This window comes from Agrobacterium sp. O3.4, assembly GCF_041414895.1.
Classification (GTDB): domain Bacteria; phylum Pseudomonadota; class Alphaproteobacteria; order Rhizobiales; family Rhizobiaceae; genus Agrobacterium; species Agrobacterium cucumeris.
In genome coordinates, this window is record NZ_JALPZP010000002.1 from 641,159 (window position 1) to 667,362 (window position 26,204).

The 26,204-nt window shown below is 56.4% G+C and carries 16 protein-coding genes and 1 riboswitch; of the genes, 11 read left to right on the top strand and 5 right to left on the bottom strand.

The annotated features are described in order from the left end of the window. Positions 1–8 precede the first annotated feature (8 nt). Positions 9–1,958: a MacB family efflux pump subunit gene (locus M0412_RS15760; protein ID WP_269699292.1), complete on the top strand. Its 1,950-nt coding sequence runs from the start codon at positions 9–11 to the stop codon at positions 1,956–1,958. Positions 1,959–2,163: 205 nt separating this feature from the next. On the opposite strand, the gene M0412_RS15765 is transcribed toward M0412_RS15760, so the two are convergent. Together M0412_RS15765 and M0412_RS15770 are read right to left on the bottom strand one after the other, a co-directional pair. Further along, positions 2,164–3,045: a LysR family transcriptional regulator gene (locus M0412_RS15765; protein WP_269699293.1), complete on the bottom strand. Its 882-nt coding sequence runs from the start codon at positions 3,043–3,045 to the stop codon at positions 2,164–2,166. Between the two features lies 1 nt (position 3,046). Next, positions 3,047–3,880, bottom strand: a complete 834-nt coding sequence (locus tag M0412_RS15770; RefSeq protein ID WP_269699294.1) for an acyl-CoA thioesterase — start codon at positions 3,878–3,880, stop codon at positions 3,047–3,049. 97 nt (positions 3,881–3,977) lie between these two features. Further along, positions 3,978–4,184, bottom strand: a riboswitch (cobalamin riboswitch). 349 nt (positions 4,185–4,533) lie between these two features. Between M0412_RS15770 and M0412_RS15775 the strand changes: the two genes are divergently transcribed. The 3 genes from M0412_RS15775 to M0412_RS15785 are packed head-to-tail and all read left to right on the top strand — an operon-like array spanning position 4,534 to position 7,101. After that, positions 4,534–5,517: a DUF1852 domain-containing protein gene (locus M0412_RS15775; RefSeq protein ID WP_269699526.1), complete on the top strand. Its 984-nt coding sequence runs from the start codon at positions 4,534–4,536 to the stop codon at positions 5,515–5,517. A gap of 27 nt (positions 5,518–5,544) precedes the next feature. Next, positions 5,545–6,573, top strand: coding sequence for a methionine synthase (locus M0412_RS15780; RefSeq protein ID WP_269699296.1), 1,029 nt, complete (start codon positions 5,545–5,547; stop codon positions 6,571–6,573). Between the two features lie 27 nt (positions 6,574–6,600). Then, on the top strand, positions 6,601–7,101 hold the full coding sequence (locus tag M0412_RS15785) for a flavin reductase (protein WP_269699298.1): 501 nt from the start codon (positions 6,601–6,603) through the stop codon (positions 7,099–7,101). An 81-nt stretch (positions 7,102–7,182) separates the two neighbouring features. Here the strand turns inward: M0412_RS15785 and M0412_RS15790 are convergent, their stop codons facing one another. Next, the gene (locus M0412_RS15790) at positions 7,183–8,031 is read right to left on the bottom strand and encodes a hypothetical protein (RefSeq protein ID WP_269699299.1); all 849 of its coding nucleotides are present in this window, start codon (positions 8,029–8,031) and stop codon (positions 7,183–7,185) included. A gap of 12 nt (positions 8,032–8,043) precedes the next feature. Continuing rightward, the gene (locus M0412_RS15795; protein ID WP_269699300.1) at positions 8,044–9,498 is read right to left on the bottom strand and encodes an amidohydrolase family protein; all 1,455 of its coding nucleotides are present in this window, start codon (positions 9,496–9,498) and stop codon (positions 8,044–8,046) included. Positions 9,499–10,280: 782 nt separating this feature from the next. On the opposite strand from M0412_RS15795, the gene M0412_RS15800 reads away from it, so the two are divergent. After that, on the top strand, positions 10,281–11,960 hold the full coding sequence (locus tag M0412_RS15800) for a hypothetical protein (RefSeq protein ID WP_269699301.1): 1,680 nt from the start codon (positions 10,281–10,283) through the stop codon (positions 11,958–11,960). Positions 11,961–12,142: 182 nt separating this feature from the next. Next, positions 12,143–13,894 (top strand): tetratricopeptide repeat protein, encoded by a 1,752-nt coding sequence (locus M0412_RS15805; protein ID WP_269699303.1) that lies wholly within the window; start codon positions 12,143–12,145, stop codon positions 13,892–13,894. A 78-nt stretch (positions 13,895–13,972) separates the two neighbouring features. Here M0412_RS15805 and M0412_RS15810 read toward each other — a convergent pair whose 3' ends face one another. Next, the gene (locus tag M0412_RS15810; protein ID WP_269699304.1) at positions 13,973–14,770 is read right to left on the bottom strand and encodes an EAL domain-containing protein; all 798 of its coding nucleotides are present in this window, start codon (positions 14,768–14,770) and stop codon (positions 13,973–13,975) included. 619 nt (positions 14,771–15,389) lie between these two features. On the opposite strand from M0412_RS15810, the gene M0412_RS15815 reads away from it, so the two are divergent. The 5 genes from M0412_RS15815 to M0412_RS15835 all read left to right on the top strand — a co-directional run bounded on the left by M0412_RS15815 (position 15,390) and on the right by M0412_RS15835 (position 26,028). Next, entirely contained in the window at positions 15,390–20,777 is a 5,388-nt protein-coding gene (locus M0412_RS15815) for a YadA-like family protein (protein ID WP_269699305.1), read from the top strand. Between the two features lie 10 nt (positions 20,778–20,787). Next, positions 20,788–21,351 carry an invasion associated locus B family protein gene (locus tag M0412_RS15820; RefSeq protein WP_269699306.1) on the top strand — a complete coding sequence of 188 codons (564 nt, stop codon included), beginning with the start codon at positions 20,788–20,790 and terminating at the stop codon, positions 21,349–21,351. A gap of 81 nt (positions 21,352–21,432) precedes the next feature. Next, the gene (locus tag M0412_RS15825; RefSeq protein WP_161991488.1) at positions 21,433–21,966 is read left to right on the top strand and encodes an invasion associated locus B family protein; all 534 of its coding nucleotides are present in this window, start codon (positions 21,433–21,435) and stop codon (positions 21,964–21,966) included. A gap of 542 nt (positions 21,967–22,508) precedes the next feature. Beyond that, on the top strand, positions 22,509–24,023 hold the full coding sequence (locus M0412_RS15830) for an ATPase domain-containing protein (protein ID WP_269699527.1): 1,515 nt from the start codon (positions 22,509–22,511) through the stop codon (positions 24,021–24,023). Continuing rightward, positions 24,001–26,028 carry a hybrid sensor histidine kinase/response regulator gene (locus M0412_RS15835; protein ID WP_305765219.1) on the top strand — a complete coding sequence of 676 codons (2,028 nt, stop codon included), beginning with the start codon at positions 24,001–24,003 and terminating at the stop codon, positions 26,026–26,028. Before M0412_RS15830 ends, M0412_RS15835 begins: the two co-directional genes overlap by 23 nt. Positions 26,029–26,204 lie beyond the last annotated feature (176 nt).

Below are 26,204 nucleotides of genomic sequence, written 5' to 3' on the forward strand. Positions count from 1 at the left end.
GGCGCGTTATGACTGAACCACTGATCCGCGTACGTGGGGTATCCCGCGCTTTCCCCGCAGGCGACGAGATGGTGCGGGTGCTGAAAGACGTCGACCTCGACATCGAGGCCGGCGAGATGATGGCCATCATCGGCGCCTCGGGCTCCGGCAAGTCGACGCTGATGAACATTCTTGGCTGCCTCGATCGTCCGACGGACGGCAGCTATTGGATCGAAGGACGCGAGACCTCGAAGATGTCAGTGGACGAACTGGCGGCACTACGCCGTGAGCGTTTTGGTTTCATCTTCCAGCGTTATCATCTGCTTGGCGATCTCAGCGCGGCCAGCAACGTCGAGGTGCCGGCCATCTATGCCGGACGCAGCCGATCCGACCGGCACAAGCGAGCGATCTCCTTGTTGACCCGACTGGGCCTTGCCGAGCGGACGGGCAATATCCCGGGCAAGCTTTCGGGCGGCCAGCAGCAGCGGGTGTCGATCGCCCGCGCCCTGATGAATGGCGGCGAGATAATTCTGGCCGACGAACCAACCGGAGCGCTGGATACGCACAGTGGCGCCGAAGTCATGAAGATCCTGCGCGAGCTTCATGCCGAAGGGCACACCATCATCCTCGTCACTCACGACAAGAAGATCGCCGAACACGCGGATCGGGTTGTCGAGATCAGCGACGGCGTTATCATTTCCGATGAGCGCAATATATCCAAATCCGCCGCGACGGCGCGTCCCATCCGCGAGCACGCGCCGGGCGCTGGTTGGCGTGGTGCGATTGACCGGATGGCTGAAGCTTTTCGTATGGCGGGCGCGGCAATCTGGGCGCACAAGATGCGCTCGCTTCTGACCATGCTCGGCATCATCATCGGTATCGCCTCGGTGGCGGCTATCTCGGCACTGGGAGCCGGCTCGCAGCAACAAATCCTGAGCAGTATCAGTTCGCTTGGCACCAACACGATCGAGGTGCGGGCCGGGAAAGGCTTCGGCGATCTGGAAGCGGGCAAGATACGGACCCTGGTTCCCGCCGATGCCGAAGCGCTGGTGAACCAGCCCTATGTCGACAGCGTGACACCAACCGTCACGACGAGCGTAACTGTCAAGCGCGCCGCCGTGGCCGTCAATGCGTCAGTCACCGGAGTTGGCGCCGACTTCTTTCGCGTACGGGGGCTTGAGGTGGCGCATGGACAACTGTTCGACGCCCAGGACGTTACCGCCTACAGCCAGAATGTGGTGATCGATGCAAACGCCGCGCGAGACCTGTTTCCAGACCGGGTAAACCCGGTGGGGCAGGTCATCCTTCTGGGCACAATGCCGGCGAGGGTCGTAGGTGTGACGAAACGGGAAAACTCCTTCGGCCCGGCGGTTGATACGTTGACCGTTTATGCGCCCTACACAACCGTCATGGGCCGCATGCTGGGTCGTCCGAACGTCGACGGCATAACGGTCCGTATCAGAGACGATGTCGATCCGGGCAATGTCGAAGCCGCAGTTTCCCGCCTTATCGAGCGTCGGCATGGCGCGAAAGACTTCTTCCTCACCAACTCGGCGACCATTCGCGAGACTATCGAGACCACCACGCAAACCCTGACGCTGCTGATTTCGTCAGTCGCCGTGATCTCGCTGATTGTCGGCGGCATCGGCGTGATGAATATCATGCTGGTATCCGTGACCGAACGTACCAAGGAGATCGGCGTTCGTGTGGCTGTCGGCGCGCGCCGCAGCGACATCCTTTCCCAGTTCCTGATCGAGGCCGTCATGGTCTGCCTTGTCGGCGGCTTCATGGGAGTGATGCTCGCCCTCGGGATCAGCGCTCTTTTCAATTTGCTGAGCCCCGACTTCAAAATGATCTTCTCTTCGGGCTCCATTATGGTGGCCTTCGCCTGCTCAACCCTGATCGGAATCGTCTTCGGCTTCCTTCCCGCCCGCAATGCGGCAAAGCTGGACCCGATCGAGGCCTTGGCGCGTGACTGATGAACTACAAGCGTCTGCTCGGTGGCCAGACGCAATCTGGGCGGTTGATGCCTGCGCTCATCGTTTCACTGCTGCTCTTGTAATTGGCGCTTCTTTTCTACGGAGCACTGGTCGGCTGTTTTCTGGGTGATGCTCGGCAGAAAGCCATGTCGGCCACAGAGGTTTTGTCACATCGAGGGTCTAATCGCCGCCGCGATCGCGACGCTCATCTTTGCCGTGACGTCTCAACAAACCCGGCTATGAAATCCACAGCGTCGTCGCCCTCTCTTAGTCCGAGGTGGATGCTTTTCCGTATGCCTTCCGGACCAATGTGGATGGGGCGGACGCCGAGCGCTGCCGCTTCCCGACGTACCAGCCAGTCGGGAACGGCGCTGACCCCACGCCCTGCCGCGACGAGTTGAAGCATCATCTCCGTCGTCTCGACATTGCGATGGTGGCGAGGACGGCAGTTCGCGGGCACCAGGAACTGTGTGAAGACGTCCAGCCGCTCCGGCGGCACCGGATAGGTGAACAGTGTCTCATCCAGCAGGTCCATGGGTTCTGCGTGGTCTTTCAATGCCAGTGGATGATCGATTGGCACGGCAAGCACCAACTCGTAGTCAAACACCGGCAAATAATGGATGCCAGGTGTCTCGATCGGATCCGGGGTGATCAGGATGTCGATTTCGTATCCCGTGAGAGCTGTCACGCCGCCGAAGGCAAATGAGGTCGTCAGTTCCAGGCCCACATCTGGCCATTCCATAAGATAGGGCTTTGTGACACCCATCAACCATTGATGGCAAGGATGGCATTCCATGCCGATCTTGAGCGAGCCGCGCTGGCCGTGGCGATAATCTGACAGGACATCTTCGGCCCTTTCGATCTGTGGGAGAACGCGCTGCGCCAATGTCACGATGTAGCGGCCGGCCTCGGTGAGACGGAGGTTGCGGCCGTCCTTCTCCCACATCGGCACGCCATAGCGTTCTTCCAGCTTGCGGATCGTGTGGCTAAGAGCAGACTGGGAGACGTTCAGCCGCTCCGCCGCCGCTGTCAGGCTGCCCAAGCGGTCGACTTCACGCAGGATCGATAGATGTTGTCTGTCCAGCATGTTATGCCCGACCTTGGTAAGGAGCCGGGTGTGCAGGAGTGCTATCGCGGACAGGAACCGGCCGGTGGTCCGCGTCGACCGCGACCATCGTGAAATGTCCGGTGGCGGTAATATGTCTCTCACCGGTCAGCAGGTTTTCGGACCAGAGTTTTGTTTCGATGGACATGGAGCTGCGGCCAACACGCGTGACGTGCGCCACCGCCTCGACAATCTCACCGATCTCGATTGATCTTGCAAAGTCGATGCGCTCGGATGAGGCCAGTACCACAAGCTTGCCGGAGTAGCGCGACGCCGCAACGAATGCCGCCTTGGTCATGTAGGCGATCGCTTCGCCCCCGAACATCCGGCCTACACTGTTGGCCTGATCTGGAAATACGATCTCCACCATGGCCACTGTTTCACTGGCTTCCCTGGTTTCTTCGGGAGCGAGTACGGGCAAGGCGTAGCTCGATGCATTCTCGCCCTCTGGAACGGCAACCATATGAAAGATGCCCTTCGTACAGGTGTGTCGTTGACGACCGACAATGGTTTCCGCCACCATTTCGACCTCGACCGTCAGAGAGCGACGGCCGGCCCTGACTGGTCTGGCCGTGAATTCGACGATGTGCCCGATGCGCGCCGGCTGCCGGAAATCAATGCGCTCGCAAGAGGCAGTCACGAAAGGTGCCCGCCCGAACCGGGTCGCCGCAATGAAGGCAACACGATCCATGAGCGCGAGACCGGTTCCTCCGAAGAGCGTACCGTGGTGATTTGTATCTCCTGGAAAGACGATATCGATAAGACTGGTTATTGCGCCGCGCTGAGCAGGCTTTTCTATTGTCGGGATTTCTGTCATCGGCACTACCATCAGCTTTTGGCAGGGCAGGAACATGACGCAAGACGACGGCACGGGAATGCCTGTCGCGAAAGCGGCACTCCGGGACACCCCGCCCGTGGACGTTATCTATCGCGGCAGGTCTCCTGGCTTACGGGTCGTCGCTTTGGTCCGTCTTCCCGAGGCTTGCCTCAGTGACATGGATGGACTTTCGCTCGCCGTTTACAGTTGCGGGGGCAGCTTCGGCTTCAGGCAGCAAAGCCCTGACCGAATTCCCTCTTAGCTCCGGACTTTCGCCCGCAGAACCACGATGACAAACCAATGTCGTATGTCGCTGGAGTGGTCAAGGCGTCCACCATCGGTTTCGTGGAAGTGAAGGTCATCACCTCGGCCGAGATATACATCCGTCCCGCCCTAAGGGTTTCGGAAGACTGGGACATTCCCAAACTCCGGGCGGACCGTCTCTCGTACCAAATCATGAGCAGGGCTCATACTTCCGTGAGATAATACCATTTTTATTCGATCGATCTCTCAGGCACAAAACGCACATCGCTCTCGGGTCGGGACAGATTAAAAGCTGTCGACTGAGGCTATTGAAAATAACATCCGGTGCGTCCTGAAACTTACGTCAATGAAATCAGGGTTCATCTGGGGATTTAGGGCGTTCGATCGTGATGACCAAAGATTTTAGCTTCAATATAAAGAAGATTTCTTTTGATGAGGGGTATCGCCCGTCAGAAAATACGCGCGTCACGACGAATTTTGCCAATCTCGCCAGAGGCGAGAACCGCGCAGAGAACCTCCGCAACGCCTTGAGGATGATTGACAATCGTTTCAACGCTCTGGCGCACTGGGATAACCCCGAAGGTAATCGTTATTCTGTCGAACTCGAAATCATTTCGGTTGAGATGAATGTCGGTGCGCAGGGCAATAATGATGCCTTTCCCCTGATTGAAATCCTGAAAACGAATATCGCTGATCAAAAGACCGGCGAGCGCATCGAAGGTATCGTTGGAAACAACTTTTCTTCTTACGTCCGGGATTACGACTTCAGCGTGGTGCTGCCTGCTTACAACAAGGATCGCCCCGCCTTCGGTACGCCAGAGGATTTCGGCGATCTGCATGGAAACCTGTTCAAATGTTTCCTGAACTCACAGGCTTACAAAGAGCATTTTCACAAACCGCCAGTCATTTGCCTGAGTGCCTCCAGCAGCAGGACATATCGTCGAACCGGTAATCAGCACCCTGTATTAGGTATTGAATACCAGCAGGATGAATTGTCTTCGACCGATCACTACTTTCAGAAAATGGGGTTGCAGGTTCGATTTTTCATGCCGCCGAACAGCGTAGCACCTTTTGCCTTTTATTTTCTCGGTGATCTGCTCGATGACTACACCAATCTTGAGCTTATCAGCACCATCAGCACGATGGAGACTTTCCAGAAAATCTACCGGCCGGAGATTTACAACGCCAATTCTGCGGCAGGGGCCTGCTATCAGCCCAATCTCCGGCACCAGGATTATTCCCTGACGCGCATCGTCTACGATCGCGAGGAACGCAGCCGGCTGGCTGTCGAGCAGGGAAGGTTTGCTGAAGAGCATTTCATCAAACCGTACAAGACCGTTCTTGAGCAATGGTCTGCCAATCACGTTCACTGACGAGCCAAACACACAAGGTTGCCTATCATGAAAACACTGTTGCCCACGTCAACCGCCGGCAGCTTGCCCAAGCCCTCGTGGCTTGCGGAACCTGAGAAATTGTGGTCGCCCTGGAAACTGCAGGACGAGGAATTGATCAGCGGCAAGCAGGACGCTCTGCGTTTGTCTCTCGATGATCAACGGCAGGCAGGTATCGATATTGTCAGCGATGGCGAGCAAACACGCCAGCATTTCGTCACGACGTTCATCGAGAACCTCGAAGGCGTTGACTTCGAGAAGCGCGAGACGGTCAGAATTCGGGATCGTTATGATGCGAGTGTCCCGACAGTCGTTGGTGCCGTCTCTCGCAAAAAGGCAGTTTTTGTCGAAGACGCCAAGTTCCTGCGTCAGCAGACCAGCCAGCCGATCAAATGGGCTCTGCCGGGTCCGATGACGATGATCGATACACTCTTTGACAGCCACTATAAAAGCCGTGAAAAGCTGGCCTGGGAATTCGCCAAAATCCTCAACGAGGAAGCGAGGGAACTGGAGGCTGCCGGTGTCGATATCATTCAGTTCGACGAGCCCGCCTTTAACGTCTTCTTTGATGACGTGAATGATTGGGGGGTCGCTACCCTGGAAAAGGCAATCGAAGGGCTCAAATGCGAAACTGCCGTCCATATTTGCTATGGCTACGGCATCAAGGCCAATACAGATTGGAAAAAGACCCTGGGGTCGGAGTGGCGTCAATACGAGGAATCCTTCCCCAAACTGCAAAAATCCAGCATCGATCTGATCTCGCTGGAATGCCACAACTCTCATGTGCCGATAGATCTCATTGAGCTCCTTCGAGGCAAAAAGGTGATGGTGGGCGCCATTGACGTGGCAACCAATACCGTTGAGACCCCGGAGGAAGTCGCCAATACTCTGCGAAAAGCACTTCAGTTCGTAGATGCTGACAAGCTCTACCCTTGCACCAACTGCGGGATGGCACCCCTGTCTCGTCGCGTAGCCAGAGGCAAGCTGAATGCCCTCGCCGCCGGTGCGGAAATTGTCCGCAAAGAACTATTGGTCTAAACGTTGGCTCAGCAGCAGGAGGCCGACATGAACATGGTGAACCACCGCTTCGAAATTGTGGACAAAGCCGCGTTTCGAAATGGCATGTCGCGCCTCGGCTCTGCCGTCAACGTTGTCACCACCAGGTCAGGCGGCAAGCGTTACGGCTTCACGGCCTCGGCGGTTTGCAGTGTCAGCGATACGCCGCCAACACTTCTCGTCTGCGTCAATCGTGCGAGCTCGTGTTTTCATGCCTTCGAGAACACGCGCCATTTCTGCGTTAACACGTTGATGCCAGGTCAGGAGGACATATCCGAACGCTTTGGTGGAAAGACGCCGGCAGAAGATCGATTTGCGCTCGGCGATTGGAGGGAAGGGCTTACGGGTGCGCCGATCCTTGCCAACTCCTCGGTCAGCTTCGAATGCGAGTTATCCAGTACTGTCGACGAGGCGACGCACCGCATCTTCTTCGGGCGTGTGATCGACATTCGTGAGAATGAAGCACGGGCAACGCTGCTCTATTGCATGCGTCGCTATCTCGCCGGCTAGGCGCAGGTCGCGAGTTCGTATCCGTTCAAGACACGACTGTGTAGCCACAACTGTCTGAGGGCTACTTTCAGTGAAAGCCAATCAGAACCGCCAGGTCATCCCAAGGACAGGTCCACTCAGCATCGTGTCGTAGACATGACCGTCGCGATCATAATCGACTTTCAACGCCTTGTAGCCGGCAGATACCGAGAGGTTATCCGTAACCAGATAGTTGGCGGTAGCAAGCACTGACCAGGTGATGTCGGATCCTGCTCCAAAGCCGCCGACATCGGCTTGGGCCTGAACGGAGAGCTTCTCAGTCAGTGGAAGGAACGCTCGCAGGCCAACCACCGGGTCGACCCATCCAAAGCTCTCATCGTGCGTGGCCGTTTGGCTTCCGATGGCGAAATGACTTGCGGTGACCGTGACGTCATTCGAAATATGCCAGAAACGTGCTCCAGCAAGAGCATCCAGTGTAAACTGAGATGTGTCGATAACCCGGTATCCGCCCTGCAGCGTCGCCATGAACTGTCTTGTGTCAACCTTCCCGTCGATTGTAGCCCCAGGCGGTATCGCGACACCCAATCCTGGAATCTGGAAGGCGGAGAGCGGCCCTGTGGCATGACTATCAGTGGTGTCGACATACATGATGTCGCCTGAGAAGATAAACCGGTCGTAACGCCCCCACAGGTTCACAAACCCGCCGAAGTTGAGATCGTCCATCACATCGGAAAAGGATTTGTCCACGTCTATCGTTGGACCGCGCCTAAAAGGTGACAGGCTGCCATCAAGGCCTGCCGCCCACAGATAAGGCGTTACCTGAAACGCCCAGCCTGGACGAGTGGTCCCTTCTGGAACGCGTTCGGACAGCAGGTCACGAGTTGTGTCAGCCGCATATGCAACCGGCATCCCGCAAAGAGACAGTGCAATGAAAAGAGAAAACCGCTTCAATTTTTTCCTCGCTCAGGCTGAAATCGTGTTTTTATGGATCCGGCCATCCTTGATGATGAGTTTCATCGTGCGATCGGGATCAGCGATCAGCGAGATGTCCTCAAGCGGATTGCCATCTATCAGCAGAAGGTCCGCATAAGCACCGGCTTCAATGCGCCCGAGCTTTGCCGGATAGGGGTTGCGTGGTCCCGAGAGGCCTGCGAGTTCCGCGTTCCCACTTGTCAGCAGGCGTAGCACATCGACATTGTCATACCATCGAGCGAATTTGGCGAGTTGCCGACCTTGTGTCGCAGTTCCCTTGGGATTGAACAGGATGTCTGTGCCGAGCGCCATTTTTACTCCGTACTTGCGTCCGAGTTCCACAGCGCGGGCCGTGCCCTCGGCAATGCTTTGCTGCTGCGCTCGCTGCTCGGGCAAAGGATAGGTATTCGCGTCTTCATCGGCGAGAAAAGGTTGGATGCTCCACCAAACGCCAGCATCAGCCATGAGCCTGACCGTTTTATCGTCGGCAAGCTGACCGTGCTCAATCGATTTGACGCCGCAGGAAATCGCTCTTTGTATCGCCGCCGACGTGTAAGCGTGGATACATACGTATGTCCCCCAATCTGCCGCAGCAGATACGGCAGCTTTCATTTCTGCCTCTGAATATTGCAGAGCATCGACTGGATCGTAACTCGAGGCAACGCCGCCACCGCCCATGATCTTGATCTGGCTCGCACCAAGCATGAGTTGCTCGCGCACGCGGCGAAGAACTTCCGCTTCTCCATCGGCGATCGCCGAAATCCCGGCCTGCTCCGCAATGCTAAGAGCGCTTTGTGATGTACGCGGCAGATCATTACGCATACGAAAGTCGCCATGCCCTGATGTCTGCGAAATCATCGCACCGGAAGGGTATATTCTCGGCCCTGCGACGCGCCCCTCATCTATGGCCCGTTTGAGCGAAAATGAGGGCCCACCGACATCTCTGACGGTTGTAAAGCCGCGCAATACCGTCCGTTCGGCTTCCTGTGCGGCAACCAGATGAACGTAGGGAATATCAGCAGTCATCGCTGTTATTTGCGAAATTCCCGCAAGGAGCGAATGCCAATGCGCATCGATCATGCCTGGCATCAGGGTCCGCCCACCGCACTCAATAACGTCTGCATCGGCAACGTCGTCGGCCGATGCGACCAGGGCTTTAATGAACTTGCCCTCCACGAGAACGCTTCGGCCTGTGATCAGCTTGGAGTTTATCCCATCGAAAATACTGACGTTCAGAAGCAGAATCGGCTTTTCCGCTTTTTGTGCGAATGCGGGGCTCGCGATTCCAAGCGCAGGGACGGCGAGCGTTGCCGCGATGCCTTTTAGAACCGAGCGGCGCGACATTTCTTTGCCGATCCGTGCGAAAAGCTGCTGTGCGTTTGAACTATGACACGCGCAGCCCCCGGCATGATTAAGATGCTGGTATTGACGACCGAGGCTAAACAATCTGCACACTCCTCGTTTCACGTAAAGATTGTACTAGGCGGCAGCTGGAATTTGCGCAACCCCTAATATTGTGTCGAGATAAAAACACGATTGGAAGGTCGGGTTATCCTTCCAACGCCTTTCGAACCGCAGCTATTTTCCGTTTTCGCTGGTGGGGCCCTATGTCCAGGGAGCTAGGGAAAAACCGCAGCGAAAAAGGCGAATTCTTCCATTGGCCTATGGATGGCCTGAGAACCGCAATTCACCGAAACGGCCCGCTTCTCCACCGACCAACTACCTGCTGGTTGGTGCCGCTTTCCTTTAGACTGGATAAGGCCAGCTGGTTTTCGGGCCGCAACGACCGCGGCAAAGGCGCTACGCGAAATTTCCTGTCGGGTATGGCTCCGTCATTGACCCTGCAAAAAAAGGCTCCGCGGCATCGGCGATCAGGCGGCCTTGGGGGTTACAGACCGATGCCCAACAACTGTCGTACCTGCAAAGGCATGGACATCGTGGTCGATCCAGACCGATACACGGATGCGTTCCGCGAATTTCATTTTCCTGTCAACGTGACAGGGAGAGTAAGCGATGGATATTTGCCGGTCGCCGTCGATCAATGCTCCGCGTAACACCGTTCCATGCGGTTTCACGCCTTTATATTCGCTGCAACTCCTTATCTAACGTCTCGAAGTTGGCGCCTGAAGAATGCGTCAACGTACCAGACGGCTCCGCCATAAGCTGTCTAAATCTGCCCGCAGCGACGGCTGCGGGCTTTTTTAATGAGATGTACCAGGACAGCAGAAATGATCGTCGCCTTGGCGGAACCGCAGAAAAGCAAACCAGACACCAGCAGAGTGCTTTCGGCGGAACGTGAAAAAGAGGCGATACTTCACACGCTCTCCAACATCTGCACTTCGGACACTTTCCGAAATTCTCCGCGGATGCAGAGTTTTCTCCGTTACATCGTGGTGGAGACGATCGAAGGTCGCGCAAATGGTATCAAGTCCTATGTCATTGCAACGGACGTATTTGACAGATCGCCTTCGGCAGCAATTATCAATGATTCTGTTGTGCGGACGGCGGGAACGCGGCTGCGACTGCTACTTGAGCGCTACAACAGCTCCCCCAAACCCGCAAATGCGATCGTGATAACTCTTCCCCGGGGAGCTTATATTCCTGATTTCAACAGGAATCCCGCCTATGAGCGGAGCGATCCGGCTGGAGTTGAATTTCGGAAGACGCTGCGAGTAGGCTGGCCCCTCTGCTGCGCCCTGGTACTGCTCGTTATATTGGTGATGGCATATGGCCTGATTTCTCCCGAGCAGCCTTCAGCTGCCCCGACACTGTTCGTTCAGGAAATGGAGTATCGCGAGAATGACAAACGGCTTAACGCGTTCTCCACAGAGTTCCCCGCTCTCATTTCAGGGCAAATGGCCAATTATGGTGGTGCAAATATCATTGATGCGTCATCTTCAAGGGTCCAGCCAAACCAGTTAACGCATACGCACAATCCGAGCTTCTCGCTCGGGAGTTCGTTACTCGAGGTAGATGAAAGCGTTTTTCTACTCTGGAAAATAGTCGACGTTGATACTCATGAAATCTTATGGGCTGATCGCGACGATCTAGGGCCGTTGGAGCGGTTGGACACGAGTCTCATTGCCAAACGTTTGGCTGTTCAAGTTCTGGGACTGAACGGAGCACTGTCGAAGATCAGTGCCGCAGTTGGTAACCCGGTGCAATGCGTTACACGTGCCGAACGAATCTCACTTGTCTATCACTCTGACTTTGGACCTTCGACGCGCTCCTGTCTGGAAAAACTCGTCAGAGACCAACCTACAAACGCCGACGCCTGGGGGTTGCTCGTGCAGGTATATTTCAGGTTGGCCAGGCGGGCCGCCTCCTTCGGCGATGATCCGAAACCTTATCAAAACCTGCTGCAACAAGCCGCCACGCAGTCGATGTTACTCGCGCCAAATAGTTTTTCATCGCGATTGGCTGAAATGTACGCATCCATTGATGCGAAGAATTTTGGGGTATTCGCCGATGTTGCGTGCGAATTGATCGACGACTTCCATGATCCCCATCTGAAAATCCGGTTCGGTGCAGCACTCGTCGCCATCGGTCGGCTGGAGGAGGGCGTCAATTTACTGCGACAAGGGCTCAACGAGACCGAATTTAAGGAAACGGGACCATTCTTATGGCTCGCATATGCCTCATATTTTGCAGGTGATTATCAAGGCGGGCTTCAGAAATTGTCCTACGTGACGAGCGAGGATCATTATCAGCTTCCTCTACTCAAAACGGTTCTTCTCGCAGAACTGGGGCATGCGGCCGACGCTCGCATCGCGTTGGCGGAACTGCACCGGTTGCGGCCCGGATACGAAGATCACCTGGACTTTGATCTTCGGAACGCAAATTTCTCGGAAGCCTATATCGAGAAGATGAGCAACAGTTTGCAAAAGTTGAAGGCGATGAATCAATGACACGCTCTCCATCTGCACTTACCTTCGGGCCAAGATCACCCGCCCGCCTCCCAAACAACATTTTTGAAATTTGTAATTTAGATAATGCTTTAATTTAGTGTAGATATTGCCACGGTAGGTTTTCATGTATGGCTGCCAATTTTTTGGCTCGGAGTGCGCAGTAGTATTTGCTGGAGTTCCGCTTGACAGGTGATCTCAAAATCAACCCGATCGATCGCGAGGAGGTGATGGCCGCGCTATCGCAGATGTTTGCGTCCGAGATGTTTCGCAATTCCGAACGGATGCAGCAATTCCTGCGATATATCGTGATCGAAACCCTGGAAGGCCGTGCTGACCGCATTAAGTCCTATTCGATCGCTATCGAAGTTTTCGGTCGCAATTCCGGTTTTGACTCTGCGGAAGACCCTATCGTCAGAACGACAGCAACGCGTTTGCGATCACTTCTCGATCGCTATAATCAAACAGCCAACAACGAGAATGGCATCATAATCCAATTGCCCAAGGGCCGTTATGTCCCTGAATTTCAACGAAGGGAGGAACGACAGGAAACGCGGCTGGATGACACGGAAACGGGCCCCGCCAGAACAGAAACTTTGAATAAAAGAAAGCGCTGGCCAAGCGCTCCATTTGCTTATGCGGGAATTTCCCTATCTGTCGTCGCTGCGGTCGCATTGGTGATAACAGCAGTCCTGCTTGATTTCATACCATGGCCGCCTTTTACGAGTGTGCCTGATCACACGGCCTCTGTGGTGGTAATAGTTCGGGATACAACGGCAACTGCCGGAAGTCAGGCCGCGCACTATTTGGCACAGGATTTTTCCGAGCTTGTCGTCGGAAAGCTTGTAAACCACGGCGGAATAAAAATAGTCGATGCCGCCGGGGAAGCAGCAGACTTCGTCAGCTCAATTGTTAAGTCTCGCCCCGATGACGACGTTTTTACATTTGACAGCCTGGTGCGGGAAGGGGGCGGAGCTCTCTCCGTCCTCTGGAAATTAAACGATGCCCGCAGCGGTGTCGTCGTCTGGGCAACCGAGGAACCGGTCAAAAACGAGGCACTGCGCGACCCCAATGCTGTCGCGGACGTCGTGATCGGACGCCTGGTCGGGCTCGAAGGGGCAATACCGACTGTGCTTTCGATTATATACGGCGATCACGCTGATCGTAGAGAGTGCCTGACGAAACCGCAAAGAATTGCATTTATTTATCACTCAGCATTTCAGCAAAATATGCGGCAATGCCTTGAGAAGGTCGTGGAGAAGGATCCAGCTGATGCGGAGGCCTGGGGCGTGCTTGCGCAATTGTATCACAGGCTCGGTCGAAATGCTGCGTCTTTTGGAAAGGATACAAGCGAGTTCAGTCAGTTGTTAAGTGACGCAGCCCAGAAAAGCGTAGAGCTCGCCCCTCAATCGTTTCTCGGAATGCAAGCATCGATGTATGCTGCTTACGACAAGAAGGATTTCCAGGGGTTCGAATTTGTAGCCAGACGAATTCTAAGCCGTTTTCATGACCCTCATCTTAAAATCAGGATCGGTAATGCCTTCTCGAACATTGGTCGGGACGATGAGGGAATTCCGCTCACACGAGAAGGGATTGAGGAATCAGGTGAACTGCAGGGCCTGGGCTACCTGTCGCTCGGCTATGAACGATATTACCGGGGAGACATGCTGGGTGCGCTTGAAATGTTAAGCCGCGTTAACGCGGAGGATTATTACCTCGTGCCGTTATTACGCGCAATTACGATGGCGCAGCTCGGTCGATCAGAAGAAATGAACCAGGCGGTAAGCCGGTTGCATGCGTTACGCCCCGATTATGAAGAGAATCTCTATTACGACTTTAATCATAACAACGTTACAAAGCCCATTATCGACAGCATTGCGGTCGGATTAAGAAAAGCCGGGTTGCAGGTCGTTGATCCTCAGGCCCAGCTACATTGACTGCCGCCAAAAGCGATCGTGACGTCTGTGCAGGAATTTCTGGCGGGAGCCGTGTGTTTGGGGCCTTCCTCCGAAGCGTTAAAACAACAGGCTCTGACGAATTGGGTCTATCGGCGAATGCTCAGGTAAAAAACCTTTCGGCCTTGGTTTGCAAATAAAATAGCCCTGCACATGTGTCGCACCAGCTGCAGCCGAGCGTATAAGATCTCGAGCGTCCTCAACCCCCTCAACGACGACCAGCGGCGCGACGGCTTTCGCAAACCCGATAATATGATGTAGCGAAGAATGGTTTTGCCCGCTCGATCGGATATTTCGTAGCAGCGACTTATCGATCTTCACAATATCGACTTCAAGTCTCAAAAGCATAGCTGGTGACATGTAGCCATCGCCAAAATCATCCACGGCAATGCGGCATCCCAAGCTGCGAGCCTGGGCAAGATTTTCAATGAACGCGTCAATATGCGCGATCGGACGAGTTTCCGTTATTTCGATGATCAATCTGTCTGCGAGATGAGAATTTTCTGCGATGATTTTGTAAACGCTGTTCCAGGCGTTGTTGTCCTGGATGGTATCGACAGAAATATTACACCCAAGTGCGCCCCGTTCGGTCTGATTGAGATGGGAAAGCGCAAGTGTGATCATGTGCTCGTCTAACAGGCTGATGTTGCCGGCAGCCTCCAATTGCGGAATGAAGGCATCTGGGGCCACAAGGCGTCCTTCGCGGTTCACCATACGGACGAGACATTCACCGTATAGTTCCAGCGTGTTGTCCAGTGCGCAGGAAATTGGCTGAACAACATAAGTCATCCGATCCTGAGCCACCGCAGATAGAAAGTCATCTTTTGCGGATGGCTTTTTGATAAAAGGGAAATTCATGCTTATCACGTTCGACCTACAAATTGGTGGATATAGGACGGGTAATGCTCAGTTGTATCGCAAACGTCCGATGCGCAAATCTGGCATTCTTTAACGGAAAAGATCAGTTTGATACCGCTACAGCACGGTACCAAGCGCGATTGGGCGTCGCGCTCCCGCAGTTCTAATCCGGCATTACCTGAGGTTATGGCGCCCCAGAGCGTGAGGCGAGATATCGCTGTAAATATTCGGACGTGGGTGAAATCGCACAGCTAAGCAGGGTTCAATGAATGTTGGGCGCACTTTTTGTGCTTGAGGAGAGAAACCTGACTTTGCGAATCTCCGGGATCACTGCGTTCGAAGCAGAATTATAGATATTCATTACCTCAATAGTCCCAAAACGTATGTCGACGAGTGTATCGCTGCGCGTAGAATTGCCATTAAAAAACAATGGCTTCTATTCTTTTTTCTCCGTTTGCAACATGTCTCGCAACGGTATCACACCTCCCGCACGGTCTTGTTTGAGGTTAGCAGGCGCTTCGCATGCAGCTGGGTCTTCGTTTCAAAATCGTAATCCCGTCTGTACTGAAAATTTTGACGGGCCTATGTCCGGCTTGCAACTGGGAAGAAGTCCAGAATTATGAAGCATAAAGCGCAAAGTGCCAAAACTGCAAAAGAAAAGGTTTCTCGTTTTGCAGAGAATTGGTTTGGCAAAAATGCAGATTCCCGTTTCGCACGACGCCGATTGTTCGCCATGCTGCGTATGGCTTATCGGGTTCTCGGCATCAAATCGCGGCGCGGCCTAGGACTTTTGGGAATTGCCGCTGGACTCGGTCTCGCGTCCGCCTCGCTTGTAATGGCGAATGGCATATACATTAATGCAAACACAGACGGGCGGTGCGTGAGCATCAACGATCCGCAGGACAGCTTCGCAGTGGGTTCGCCGACTTTTATCCAGGACGCAACCGCCTATATCAACTTGCGCAACAATGCTGCCGAATGTAACTCGAACAACAAGGCAACCCAGACAAATTCTGTTCTGTTCTACCGTCCAGCAGGTGTGAACGGAGTCGGAGCCACTTCGCTGAGCTTAGGAGGCGAAATTTACGTCAACGGGCTCGCGATGCTCAACGGCTACGTTCATATTCCGATGGCAACTCTTCAAATGGGAAGAGATACAGGGGCCGGATTCAAGATCGGAAGCGCAACAACCAGGACCGTACACGCCGGCGATATCGCAATCGGCGGACAGGCCTCGGCAGACGGAAGTGTTGCGGATGGTGCCGCGCAAGGTTTTGCGGTCGCGATCGGCAATAATTCAGAGGCGATCGGGACCTATGCCCTCGGGGTCGGTACGGCAGCGAAAGCAAGAGGCCAGCGATCCACAGCTGTAGGTCCATCGACGCAGGCGGAGGGATATTCCGCTCTGGCCGCAGGTCGATTTGCACAGGCCTATGGACCCAATACAACTGCAGTCGGACGGAATGCAATAGCAGGGATCGCAAACCAGTTGACTGTCGCAGAAGGCGCCGTCGCTGTGGGCTACGGCGCACGGGCAAGAGCGGAAAACGCGATAGCATTGGGAAGAAACGCCCTCGTTGAGCAGAACATACGCGACGCAATGGCGTTGGGATTCGGAGCCACTGCTGAAAATGACTTCAGTGTTGCGCTGGGTTCCAATGCGAGAACCGGGAACATGGTTGCATATCCAACAGCAACCTTGGCTGGAACAGTCTATAACTTCGCAGGCGGTGCACCACACGCCGAACTCTCAGTTGGTAGTTTGGCACAGCAAAGACAGATCACGAATGTTGCATCGGGGCGGATCACTTCCGAGAGTACGGACGCCATAAATGGTTCGCAGCTCTTTGCCGCTTTCTCAGAGATCGGGAAAACACACAGTCGGGTCAACGATCTCGAAACAAGGATGGCCGCCCTTCCAGCTGCCGGAACGAACCCCGGACAGACACGTGTGGACGAATCCGTGCGCGCTGCGATCGGAGGCGGCGCGGTGATCAATGAGGCAGGCGGTCTCGTCATGCCGCAAATTACATTGAATAGCCTTGGAGCAACAGTTGACGGCAACGGAAACACCGTCCCAGCCGAACAACCCGACAGCCTTCTGGGTGCAATCGCCGCGCTCGACAATGAAATGATCAAGAATGACCGCGCCATTGGAGCAATCATTGAAAGTGCGCTGTTGTGGCACCCTGACAAAAAAGCCTTCGATGCTGAACGCATCGTTCCCCAGCTTGATGCTGATGGAAGGCAATTGCTGGACGGTGATGGCAACCCGATGATGGTGCGTGAAAATGGAAAGATAACAAATCTCGCACCCGGAGCTCTTACCCCGGAATCGTCGGATGCGGTAACGGGTGGTCAATTGTCCGAGACCAACGACCGCGTTACCGATCTTGCCACCAAGGCTGACCGCCTTGGTGAGGATTCACTGCTTTGGAACCAGACGTCCGGTGCGTTCGATGCCCGCCACGGAACATCGGCAACCAGCAAGATCTCCAACATTGCCGATGGCGTGCTTGTAAATGATGCCGTCAATGTCGGGCAGTTGCAAACTGTGGCATTGGCCGCCAGCACCGCGCAGACCGCTGCAGACGCCGCCAAGACTGCCGCTGATAACGCCCAAGCATCTGCCAATGCTACCCAGACCACGGCCGATGGCGCCAAGACCGCTGCTGATGCCGCGCAAGGTACGGCCGATAATGCCCTGACTGCGGCGGGCAACGCCCAGACGACGGCCGACGGCGCGAAGACCGCCGCCGATGGTGCTCGGGCTGCCGCCGATGGCGCCAAGACCGCTGCTGATGCCGCGCAAGGTACAGCCGATAATGCCTTGGCTGCGGCGGGCACCGCCCAGACCACAGCCGACGGCGCTAAGACCACTGCCGATGGTGCCCGGGCCGCCGCCGACGCCGCGCAAGGTACAGCCGATAATGCCCTGACTGCGGCGGGCACCGCCCAGACCACGGCCGACGGTGCAAAGACCGCCGCCGATGGTGCCCGGGTTGCCGCCGATGGCGCTAAGACCGCTGCTGATGCCGCGCAAGGTACAGCCGATAATGCCTTGGCTGCGGCGGGCACCGCCCAGACTACAGCCGACGGTGCTAAGACCGCTGCCGATGGTGCCCGGGCTGCCGCCGATGGTGCAAAGACCGCTGCTGATGCCGCGCAAGGTACGGCCGATAATGCCCTGACTGCGGCGGGCAACGCCCAGACCACGGCCGACGGTGCAAAGACCGCCGCCGATGGCGCCCGGGCCGCTGCCGATGCCGGTAAGTCCGCTGCTGATGCTGCGCAAGGTACAGCCGATAATGCCCTGGCTTCGGCGGGCACCGCCCAGACGACGGCTGACGGTGCGAGGACCGCTGCCGATGGCGCCCGGGCCGCCGCCGATGGCGCTAAGACCGCTGCTGATGCCGCGCAAGGTACAGCCGATAATGCCCTGGCTTCGGCGGGTACTGCCCAGACGACGGCCGACGGTGCGAAGACCGCTGCCGATGGTGCCCGGGCTGCTGCCGACGGCGCAAAGACCGCTGCCGACGCTGCGCAAGGCACCGCCGATGCTGCTTTGGCTGCGGCCGACACCGCCGGTTCCCAGCTCGCAGGGATTGGTGCCAACGAAACCGTTGCTGGCCGCATTGCCGGCGTTGGACAATCGACCGCCAATGCTCTGGGCGGCGGCTCGTCGGTGAATTCGGATGGCACGGTGACAGCGCCGGCCTACGAGATTGCCACGATAGGGGCGGACGGCACGGCGCAGGACCCGACGGTGCATCACAATGTCGGGGATGCAATTTCTGCACTCGACGGCAATATCGACACGGTCAACACACGCGTGGATGATCTTGCCGATGACAGCCTGCTTTGGAGCGAGGAGGAAGGTGCTTTCAGCGCAAGCCACGCCCTTGAGAAAACAAGCCGCATCGCGAATGTGACGGCGGGTGTCGCTGAGACCGATGCCGTGAATTTGGGGCAGCTGGACACCGTTCGAAGCGCTGCAGATGCGGCGCAGATTGCGGCGACTGCCGCACAAGGCACCGCCGACACTGCGTTGAGGGCTGCGGGCACTGCCCAGCAGGCGGCACAGGGCGCAGAAACCGCGGCTGGCGCCGCGCAGACCTCTGCGAATGCGGCGCAGGTCGTGGCTGATAACGCTCTGGCCGCGGCAGGGGCTGCACAGAATACGGCCGATACCGCACGGGATGTGGCGGCGACTGCACAAAACACGGCTAATGCCGCTCTGGCCGCTGCGGGGAACGCCTCATCCCAGCTGGCGGGGGTTGGCGCCGATGAAACCGTTGTTGGCCGTATCGCAGACCTTGGTCAGTCGACTGCCGATGCGCTTGGAGGCGGCGCGGCCGTTAATTCCGACGGTACGGTGACGGCCCCGTCCTACGGGATTGCCACGATAACGCCGGACGGTACGAAGCAGGATCCGACAGCGCATAATAATGTCGGAGACGCACTCTCCGCACTCGATGGCAATATCGATACGGTTAACAGCCGTGTCGACAATCTGGCTGGCGACAGCCTGCTGTGGAGCGATGACGAAGGCGCCTTCAGCGCCACGCATGGCAACGAAAAGACGAGCAGGATTGCCAACGTGGCGGCGGGTGTCGCTGACACCGATGCCGTCAATTTCGGGCAACTGGAAGCGATCAATAAGCGGGTGAGTGATGCATTTGATCTGACAGAGGAAAGCTCTCAACAAGTTGACGGGCTTAAAGAGGCATTGGTGCAAGCACTTGGTGGAGCCGCGGTGCTGAATGCCGATGGAAGTGTTGCGGCACCGGCATACGGAATTGGGACCATCAGCCCCGACGGTACGGTGCAGTCCCCGACAATCTTCAGCAACGTTGGCGATGCACTTGGAAGCCTCCGTGGCAATGTCGAAGTCGTCAACAGTCGCATTGATAATCTAGCTGATGAAAGCCTTAGGTGGGATGCAGGTGAGGGAGCTTTCAGCGCTAGCCATGGTGATGACAAGACCAACCGTGTCGGCAATGTCGCTGCCGGTACACGCGACACCGATGCCGTAAATGTCGGGCAGCTGAATGTCGTCAGCGATGCCACAAATGATGCGCAGGGGACGGCTGATGGCGCCATGGCTGCCGCTACCGCCGCCCAGTCCCAGCTGGTTGGGATCGGACCCAACGAAACTGTTGCTGCCCGCATCGCCGAAGTTGGACGCTCTGCCGCGAATGCGCTCGGTGGTGGTGTCACCACGAATTCCGATGGCACATTAACGACGCCGGCCTATGAGATTGCCATGATCGGAGCGGACGGCACGACCCAAGGCCAGAGGTTGTATAACAATACAGGCAGCGCACTTGCCGCCCTGGGCGACAATATCGGTACAGTCAACACCCGCGTCGACGATCTGGCAGAGGCGCAGGCAGCCAGCCTAACCTACGACGCTACACCGAACGGCTCCCGGGCAAACTCAGTAACATTGCTTGGCGGTGACCCTAATGCCCCTGTCTTGATCAGGAATGTGGCGATGGGTGTCGATGAACAGGACGGGGTGAATGTCCGGCAGTTGAAACAGGCCCAGCAGGAGCTGGAAGCGCAAGATCGTCAACGTGCGACGGAGGCCCGTGCCTATGTTGATCAATCCAATGTTGATACCCTGGTGGCCGGCAAGTCTTATGCCGATGAGGTCGGGTCAAACACGCTGACGACCTCCATGCAATACACCGACCAGTATGTCGGCTCGCTTGCGGGCGATATGAATGAAGGCTTCAACAGGCTCAGCTCAAGCATAAACGAGGTGCGTGGGGAGGCAAGGCAAGCTGCGGCAATCGGACTGGCGGCGGCCTCGCTGAGGTTTGACGACAGGCCCGGCAAGCTTAGTCTCGCGGTTGGTGCAGGCGCCTGGCGCGGAGCCGGTGCCGGAGCTTTCGGTCTCGGTTACACCAGCGAAACCGGCAACATGCGGATGAATGTTTCCGGTGTCATGACCGAAGGGAATTTCGGTGTGGGCGCCGGCCTGAGTTTTACTCTCAACTAGTTGGCTGGCTATGCGTCTCTTTTACACAATGCTGTTGATTTCGATCGTGTCTGCCTTTGATGGCGCAATTGCTGCCGCGGAGGACGGTTCGCCGTTTCGGTTGAAGCCCTCCGACGTGGTGGTGCCGGCAGGATCCGTACTTGGCAACTATCAGCGGGTCGTTCGCCCATTTGAGAACTGGGAGCTGATCTGTGACGAAAACCTCGTTTCGATGAAAAAAATCTGCAATGTGACCCAGTCTATCGTGGACGGGGAGGGAAAGGTTGCCTTCAGCTGGTCCCTGGCTGCCACAGACGGGGGCCAGCCTGTCATGATACTGCGGACACGTCCGGATCCGGACGGAGACAGGATGATTGTCTTAAACGTGCCCGGGCGCCAAAAGCCGGTCAGCATCAAAATCCAAGCCTGCGATGTATCCGTCTGTACGGCCTTTTTGCCGGTAGGGGCGATGATGCGTGAGCAAATCCGCCAAAAGGCCACGATAGCGGTCAGCTATTCATCCGCCGCCATGGGTAATGTCAGTTTAAAGGCGCCATTGGCGGGGCTTGTTGCCGCTTTGGCCGCTATCGAGTAGTCGCGCCCCGATGAAGCGCGTTGCGGACACAATCTTCCATTTGAACCTGTCAGAGATCGTTGTGCTTATATGAAAACAGTCATGAAAATTACCGCGAGCATCGGAGCTTTCCTTGTCTTGGCGGGCGCCACTTTTTCGCACGCCCAGACACCGACGTCACATACGTTACCAGGAGGAGCGACCTCCGTCCGTGAGGTTTTTCGCGACTGGATCGTCGAGTGCCAGGTGATCGGGAACGCCAGTGACTGCATAATTTCACAGGAGCAGACTCAAAGCGACGGGCGACGCCTGCTGCTGATCAACATCCGGCCTCAGAATGAAGGCACGGTAAGTGGTACGATGGTCCTGCCATTTGGGTTGATTTTGACACAGGGCGTCAGAATCCAGATTGATGAGGGAGCGGTAGGCGATGTGCCACTGCCCTTCCACACCTGCCAGCCTATAGGTTGCATTGTCGAGTTCACATTGAGTGCGGCTCTTGTTAAGGCAATGCGCGCCGGGGCGGCTCTCAACATCCTGGGCACGGTGCCGGACTCGAAGGAGCATCCTTTTCGGATCCCGCTGGGCGGCTTTTCCGCCGCATCCGAGAGAGCCCTTTTGTTGATGCGTTCTTGAGCATAGCAATGCTTCGCGCCGGATAAATTCTGGTGCATTTGTGGACAGAATATTCCACTAAGTGTTGTGAGAAATTGCTGTACCTCATAAGCGGCGGAAACGGTTTGCATGGAGTTTCGTTTTTAGCCGCTCCGGCTGAGCCGATATGAGCAAGATAACGAACAGTTTCTCGCCTGAAGTCCTCGAACGTAAGATCCGTATGGCGCTGGCTCACGGAGCAGAACACCCTTCGCGCCAGCCCGCACGACATTCTCGCAAGATGGCTTGGAGCCGGCTTGACCGGCAGCTCGAAGCCCCCGCACTCAGCAGGCTTTACCTGTTCCGTCACCTGTCAGGGCTTCGCCTGTCGCATTGTCGGCTGGTCGGCGAGCCCGCCGGCACATGCAAGCTTTGTCCTGGATGCCCGGTCATCGATACGTCGACAACACAGGCGAGTGATGATTAGAATGAAACCACCCGGGGGGCCAAGACGTTTAGGGGAATATACGTGTCAAATTGAATTGCGGGCAACTGCCGGATGGGCCTAGTGCCAAATGGAGCAGATGGTCGAAGGGGTGGAGATGGTAGGAGCTTTAAAGGCAAGAACGGGTGTCTCCGGGTTGGATGACATTCTCGGAGGAGGCCTGTCCAAAGGTCACGTGTTTCTTCTTGAAGGCAATCCCGGAACTGGAAAGACAACGATTGCCCTGCAGTTCCTGCGCGATGGCGCAGAGGACGGAGAACGGGGTCTCTATATAACCCTGTCCGAGACCGATACAGAACTGCGAGAAGGGGCGAACTCGCATGGAATGGAAATCCCCGGTTTAATCGACGTCTTTGAACTTGTGCCGCCGGAAAGCCTGCTTGACGCGGAACACCAGCAGAGCCTTCTTTACTCGGCTGATCTTGAGCTTGGCGAGACGACAAAGCTGATATTCGAAGCATTTGAGCGGGTCAAACCCGCGCGTGTCGTGCTCGACAGCCTTTCGGAAATACGGCTGTTGGCGCAGAGTTCGCTGCGCTATCGTCGGCAGATTCTCGCCCTGAAGCATTACTTCGCGCGTCAGGGGGCCACGGTCCTGCTGCTTGACGACCTGACGGCCGATGTTCTCGACAAGACCGTTCACAGCGTTGTTCACGGTGTTATTCATCTTGAGGAACTGGCTCCCGACTATGGGGCAGAGCGCCGTCGGTTGAGGATCGTCAAATACCGCGGCCAGGCCTACAGAGGTGGCTATCACGATTTCACCATCAGGACAGGCGGCGTGGCGGTGTTTCCGCGGTTGCGTGCCAATGAGCATTTCACAACCTACGACCGCCATCAGGCCCGCAGCGGAATTGCGGAACTCGATGCATTGCTGGGTGGTGGGATCGAGCAGGGCTCCAGCACGCTTGTGCTTGGACCTGCCGGAACCGGTAAAACGATCTTTACCATGCAGTTTGTCGCAGCAGCGATCGCCCGTGGAGAAAAGGCAGCGTTTTTCGGCTTCGACGAAGAGCTGGGGCTTCTGTCAAATCGCATGCGCGGGATCGGTATCGATATCGACGCCATGCGTGAAAGCGGCATGCTGCATATTGAGCAACTCGATGCGGCAGAACTGTCGCCGGGGGAATTTGCTCATAGGGTGCGGGAGCGTGTCGATATTGCCCAAGCCAAGACGATCGTAATCGACAGTATTAACGGCTACCAGGCCGCGATGCCGCAAGAAAATGCACTCATTCTGCATATCCATGAATTGCTGCAATATCTCAACAGGCAGGGCGCCAACACGTTTCTCACTGTTTCCCAGCATGGCCTTTTCGGCGATATGAAATCGCCTGTCGACGTCACCTATCTCGCCGACAGCGTCGTCCTGCTGCGTTACTTCGAGGCCATGGGAAAGGTGCGCCGCGCCGTGTCGGTCGTCAAGAAGCGCACTGGAAGACACGAAACGACAATTCGGGAATACAATATCGGCGAGTGCGGTCTGGTACTCGGCGATCCACTCGCGGGCTTCAAGGGTGTCTTGCGCGGCATACCCCATTTTGTCGGCGAACAGAAAAACATGCTCGACATTGGAGGGAATTCCGATTCCTGATCGTGACAGTGTCGCCCTCATTTACGCCCCGAACGGTCGCGACAGCGTTGTCGCAGCATCCATCCTGCAGGAGCGCGGTATTTCATCGCAGCCGGTGGCAAGCCTTGAGGCCCTGGCCGAGTGCCTTGGAGAAAATGCTCTTTTTGTCGTCGTCGTGGAAGAGGTCCTTCGCTCCAGCAATCTCGGGCCTATCAACGCCTGGGTGACGTCCCAGCCAAGCTGGTCGGATCTCCCTTTCATCGTCCTGACGCACAAAGGAGCGGGGCCGGAGAGAAACCCTGCTGCCGCAAGAGTTGCCCAGGCACTTGGAAACGTCTCCTTTCTGGAACGACCGTTCCACCCGACAACTTTCGTCAGCGTCGTGGAGTCGGCACGCAAGAACCGTCGGCGGCAACTTGAAGCTCGCAACCGCATTATCGAATTGCGTGAAAGCGAGCTCAACCTCAAGACTGCATTGCTTGCAGGGCATCTAGGCACATGGAGCCTAGACCTCTCGAGTTGGGAGCTTGGCTCCTCCCCCGAGTTTCGTCAGATTTTCGGCCGATGTGCAGACAAGGAGCTGACTTACGACGAGCTTACAGCCTCCGTGCATCCCGATGACAGGCAAGGCCGTGAAGATGGTCTTCGACGCAGCGTGGATGCAGGCGAAGACTACGTCTCCGAATATCGTGTTATCTGGCCGGACCAAAGCCTGCATTGGGCGGAGGTTCGCGGCCGTCTTGTCCATGATCAGCGTGGCAAGCCCCAGCGTCTTATTGGTGTCGGTTCCGACATCACATCCCGCAAGCATGCCGAGGCGGCGCTACGCTCGATGAATGAAACGCTGGAACGTCGGGTCGAAGAACGAACCGAGGCGCTGAAGGCGGAAATAGCCCAGCGGCAGGATACCGAGCAGAAGTTGCTTCAATCGCAGAAACTTGAGGCGATTGGCCAGTTGACGGGCGGGGTCGCCCACGACTTTAACAACCTGCTCATGGCCGTGCTTGGCAACCTCGACCTCGCCAGAAAACATGCTGCCGATGATCCGAGACTGACACGTTTGATCGATGGCGCGCTTCAGGGTGCGCGGCGTGGCGCCTCCCTGACACAGAGACTGCTGGCGTTTGCACGCCGGCAGGATCTTGAGGTGGAGCCGACAGATCTCTCCGAACTTGTGGCAAACATGCAGGAACTGCTGGCACGCTCCGTCGGCTCGTCCATTCAGATTACCACTGCCATCGCCGGCGGCCTGCCATTGGTTCTGGTCGACGGCAATCAGGTCGAACTTGCTTTGCTCAACCTTGTCGTTAATGCGCGCGACGCCATGCCGGAGGGCGGCCAGTTGTCGATAAGCGTCCGCGCTGAAGAAAGGGTGGTACCTTCCGAGGGGCTTCCTCTGGGTGCATATGTATGCCTCAGCGTAAGGGACACCGGATCCGGGATGGACGAAGAAACCGTTCGGCGTGCCGTAGATCCGTTTTTTTCCACCAAAGAACTGGGCAAGGGGACGGGGCTGGGCTTGTCGATGATCCATGGTCTGGCTGTCCAGCTCAATGGCGCACTGACACTCACCAGCACACTGGGCGAGGGCACATTGGCCGAGCTCTGGCTTCCGGTGACCACAGAAGTGCGCCGTCAAGTATCGATGCCCGACCCGTCAGATGAACTGCCGCGCGGGCCAGCGATAATCCTGCTGGTTGACGATGATGCCTTGATCGCCATGAGTTCCGTCGACATGCTCGAAGATCTCGGACATCGCGTGCTCGAAGCAAATTCGGGGCAACAGGCGCTGGATATCATAAAAAATGAGCCAGCCATTGACCTGATGATTACTGACTTTTCGATGCCAGGCATGAATGGATCTCAACTCGCAAAGGCCGCACGCGAATTGCGCCCAGCCCTGCCGATCCTGGTTGCGACGGGTTATGCGGATTTGCCGGCAGGGACCGAAATGGGTCTTCCAAGACTGGGAAAACCCTACACGCAGGAACAGTTAGAGCGAGAGATCGCCAGAATTCTTTCCTGAACTATAGCGCCCCCTTTTACGGCGCCACAGCCTCAATCTCGCGAATTTCCCCGGGCGTCCGGGTCATGGCGACATTGCATCTTCTTTACATCGCCGCCGTTCTTCATCGGTTTTCTGTCAGCCGGAGGAAACCAGCGCCGCTTTCGCGGATTATCCACTGGTAGACATTTAAAGGA

Coding starts and splice junctions, on each gene's coding strand:
- M0412_RS15760 (WP_269699292.1), top strand. CDS start 9: ATGACTGAACCACTGATCCGCGTACGTGGGGTATCCCGCGCTTTCCCC.
- M0412_RS15765 (WP_269699293.1), bottom strand. CDS start 3,045: ATGCTGGACAGACAACATCTATCGATCCTGCGTGAAGTCGACCGCTTG.
- M0412_RS15770 (WP_269699294.1), bottom strand. CDS start 3,880: ATGACAGAAATCCCGACAATAGAAAAGCCTGCTCAGCGCGGCGCAATA.
- M0412_RS15775 (WP_269699526.1), top strand. CDS start 4,534: ATGACCAAAGATTTTAGCTTCAATATAAAGAAGATTTCTTTTGATGAG.
- M0412_RS15780 (WP_269699296.1), top strand. CDS start 5,545: ATGAAAACACTGTTGCCCACGTCAACCGCCGGCAGCTTGCCCAAGCCC.
- M0412_RS15785 (WP_269699298.1), top strand. CDS start 6,601: ATGAACATGGTGAACCACCGCTTCGAAATTGTGGACAAAGCCGCGTTT.
- M0412_RS15800 (WP_269699301.1), top strand. CDS start 10,281: ATGATCGTCGCCTTGGCGGAACCGCAGAAAAGCAAACCAGACACCAGC.
- M0412_RS15810 (WP_269699304.1), bottom strand. CDS start 14,770: ATGAATTTCCCTTTTATCAAAAAGCCATCCGCAAAAGATGACTTTCTA.
- M0412_RS15815 (WP_269699305.1), top strand. CDS start 15,390: ATGAAGCATAAAGCGCAAAGTGCCAAAACTGCAAAAGAAAAGGTTTCT.
- M0412_RS15820 (WP_269699306.1), top strand. CDS start 20,788: ATGCGTCTCTTTTACACAATGCTGTTGATTTCGATCGTGTCTGCCTTT.
- M0412_RS15825 (WP_161991488.1), top strand. CDS start 21,433: ATGAAAATTACCGCGAGCATCGGAGCTTTCCTTGTCTTGGCGGGCGCC.
- M0412_RS15830 (WP_269699527.1), top strand. CDS start 22,509: ATGGTCGAAGGGGTGGAGATGGTAGGAGCTTTAAAGGCAAGAACGGGT.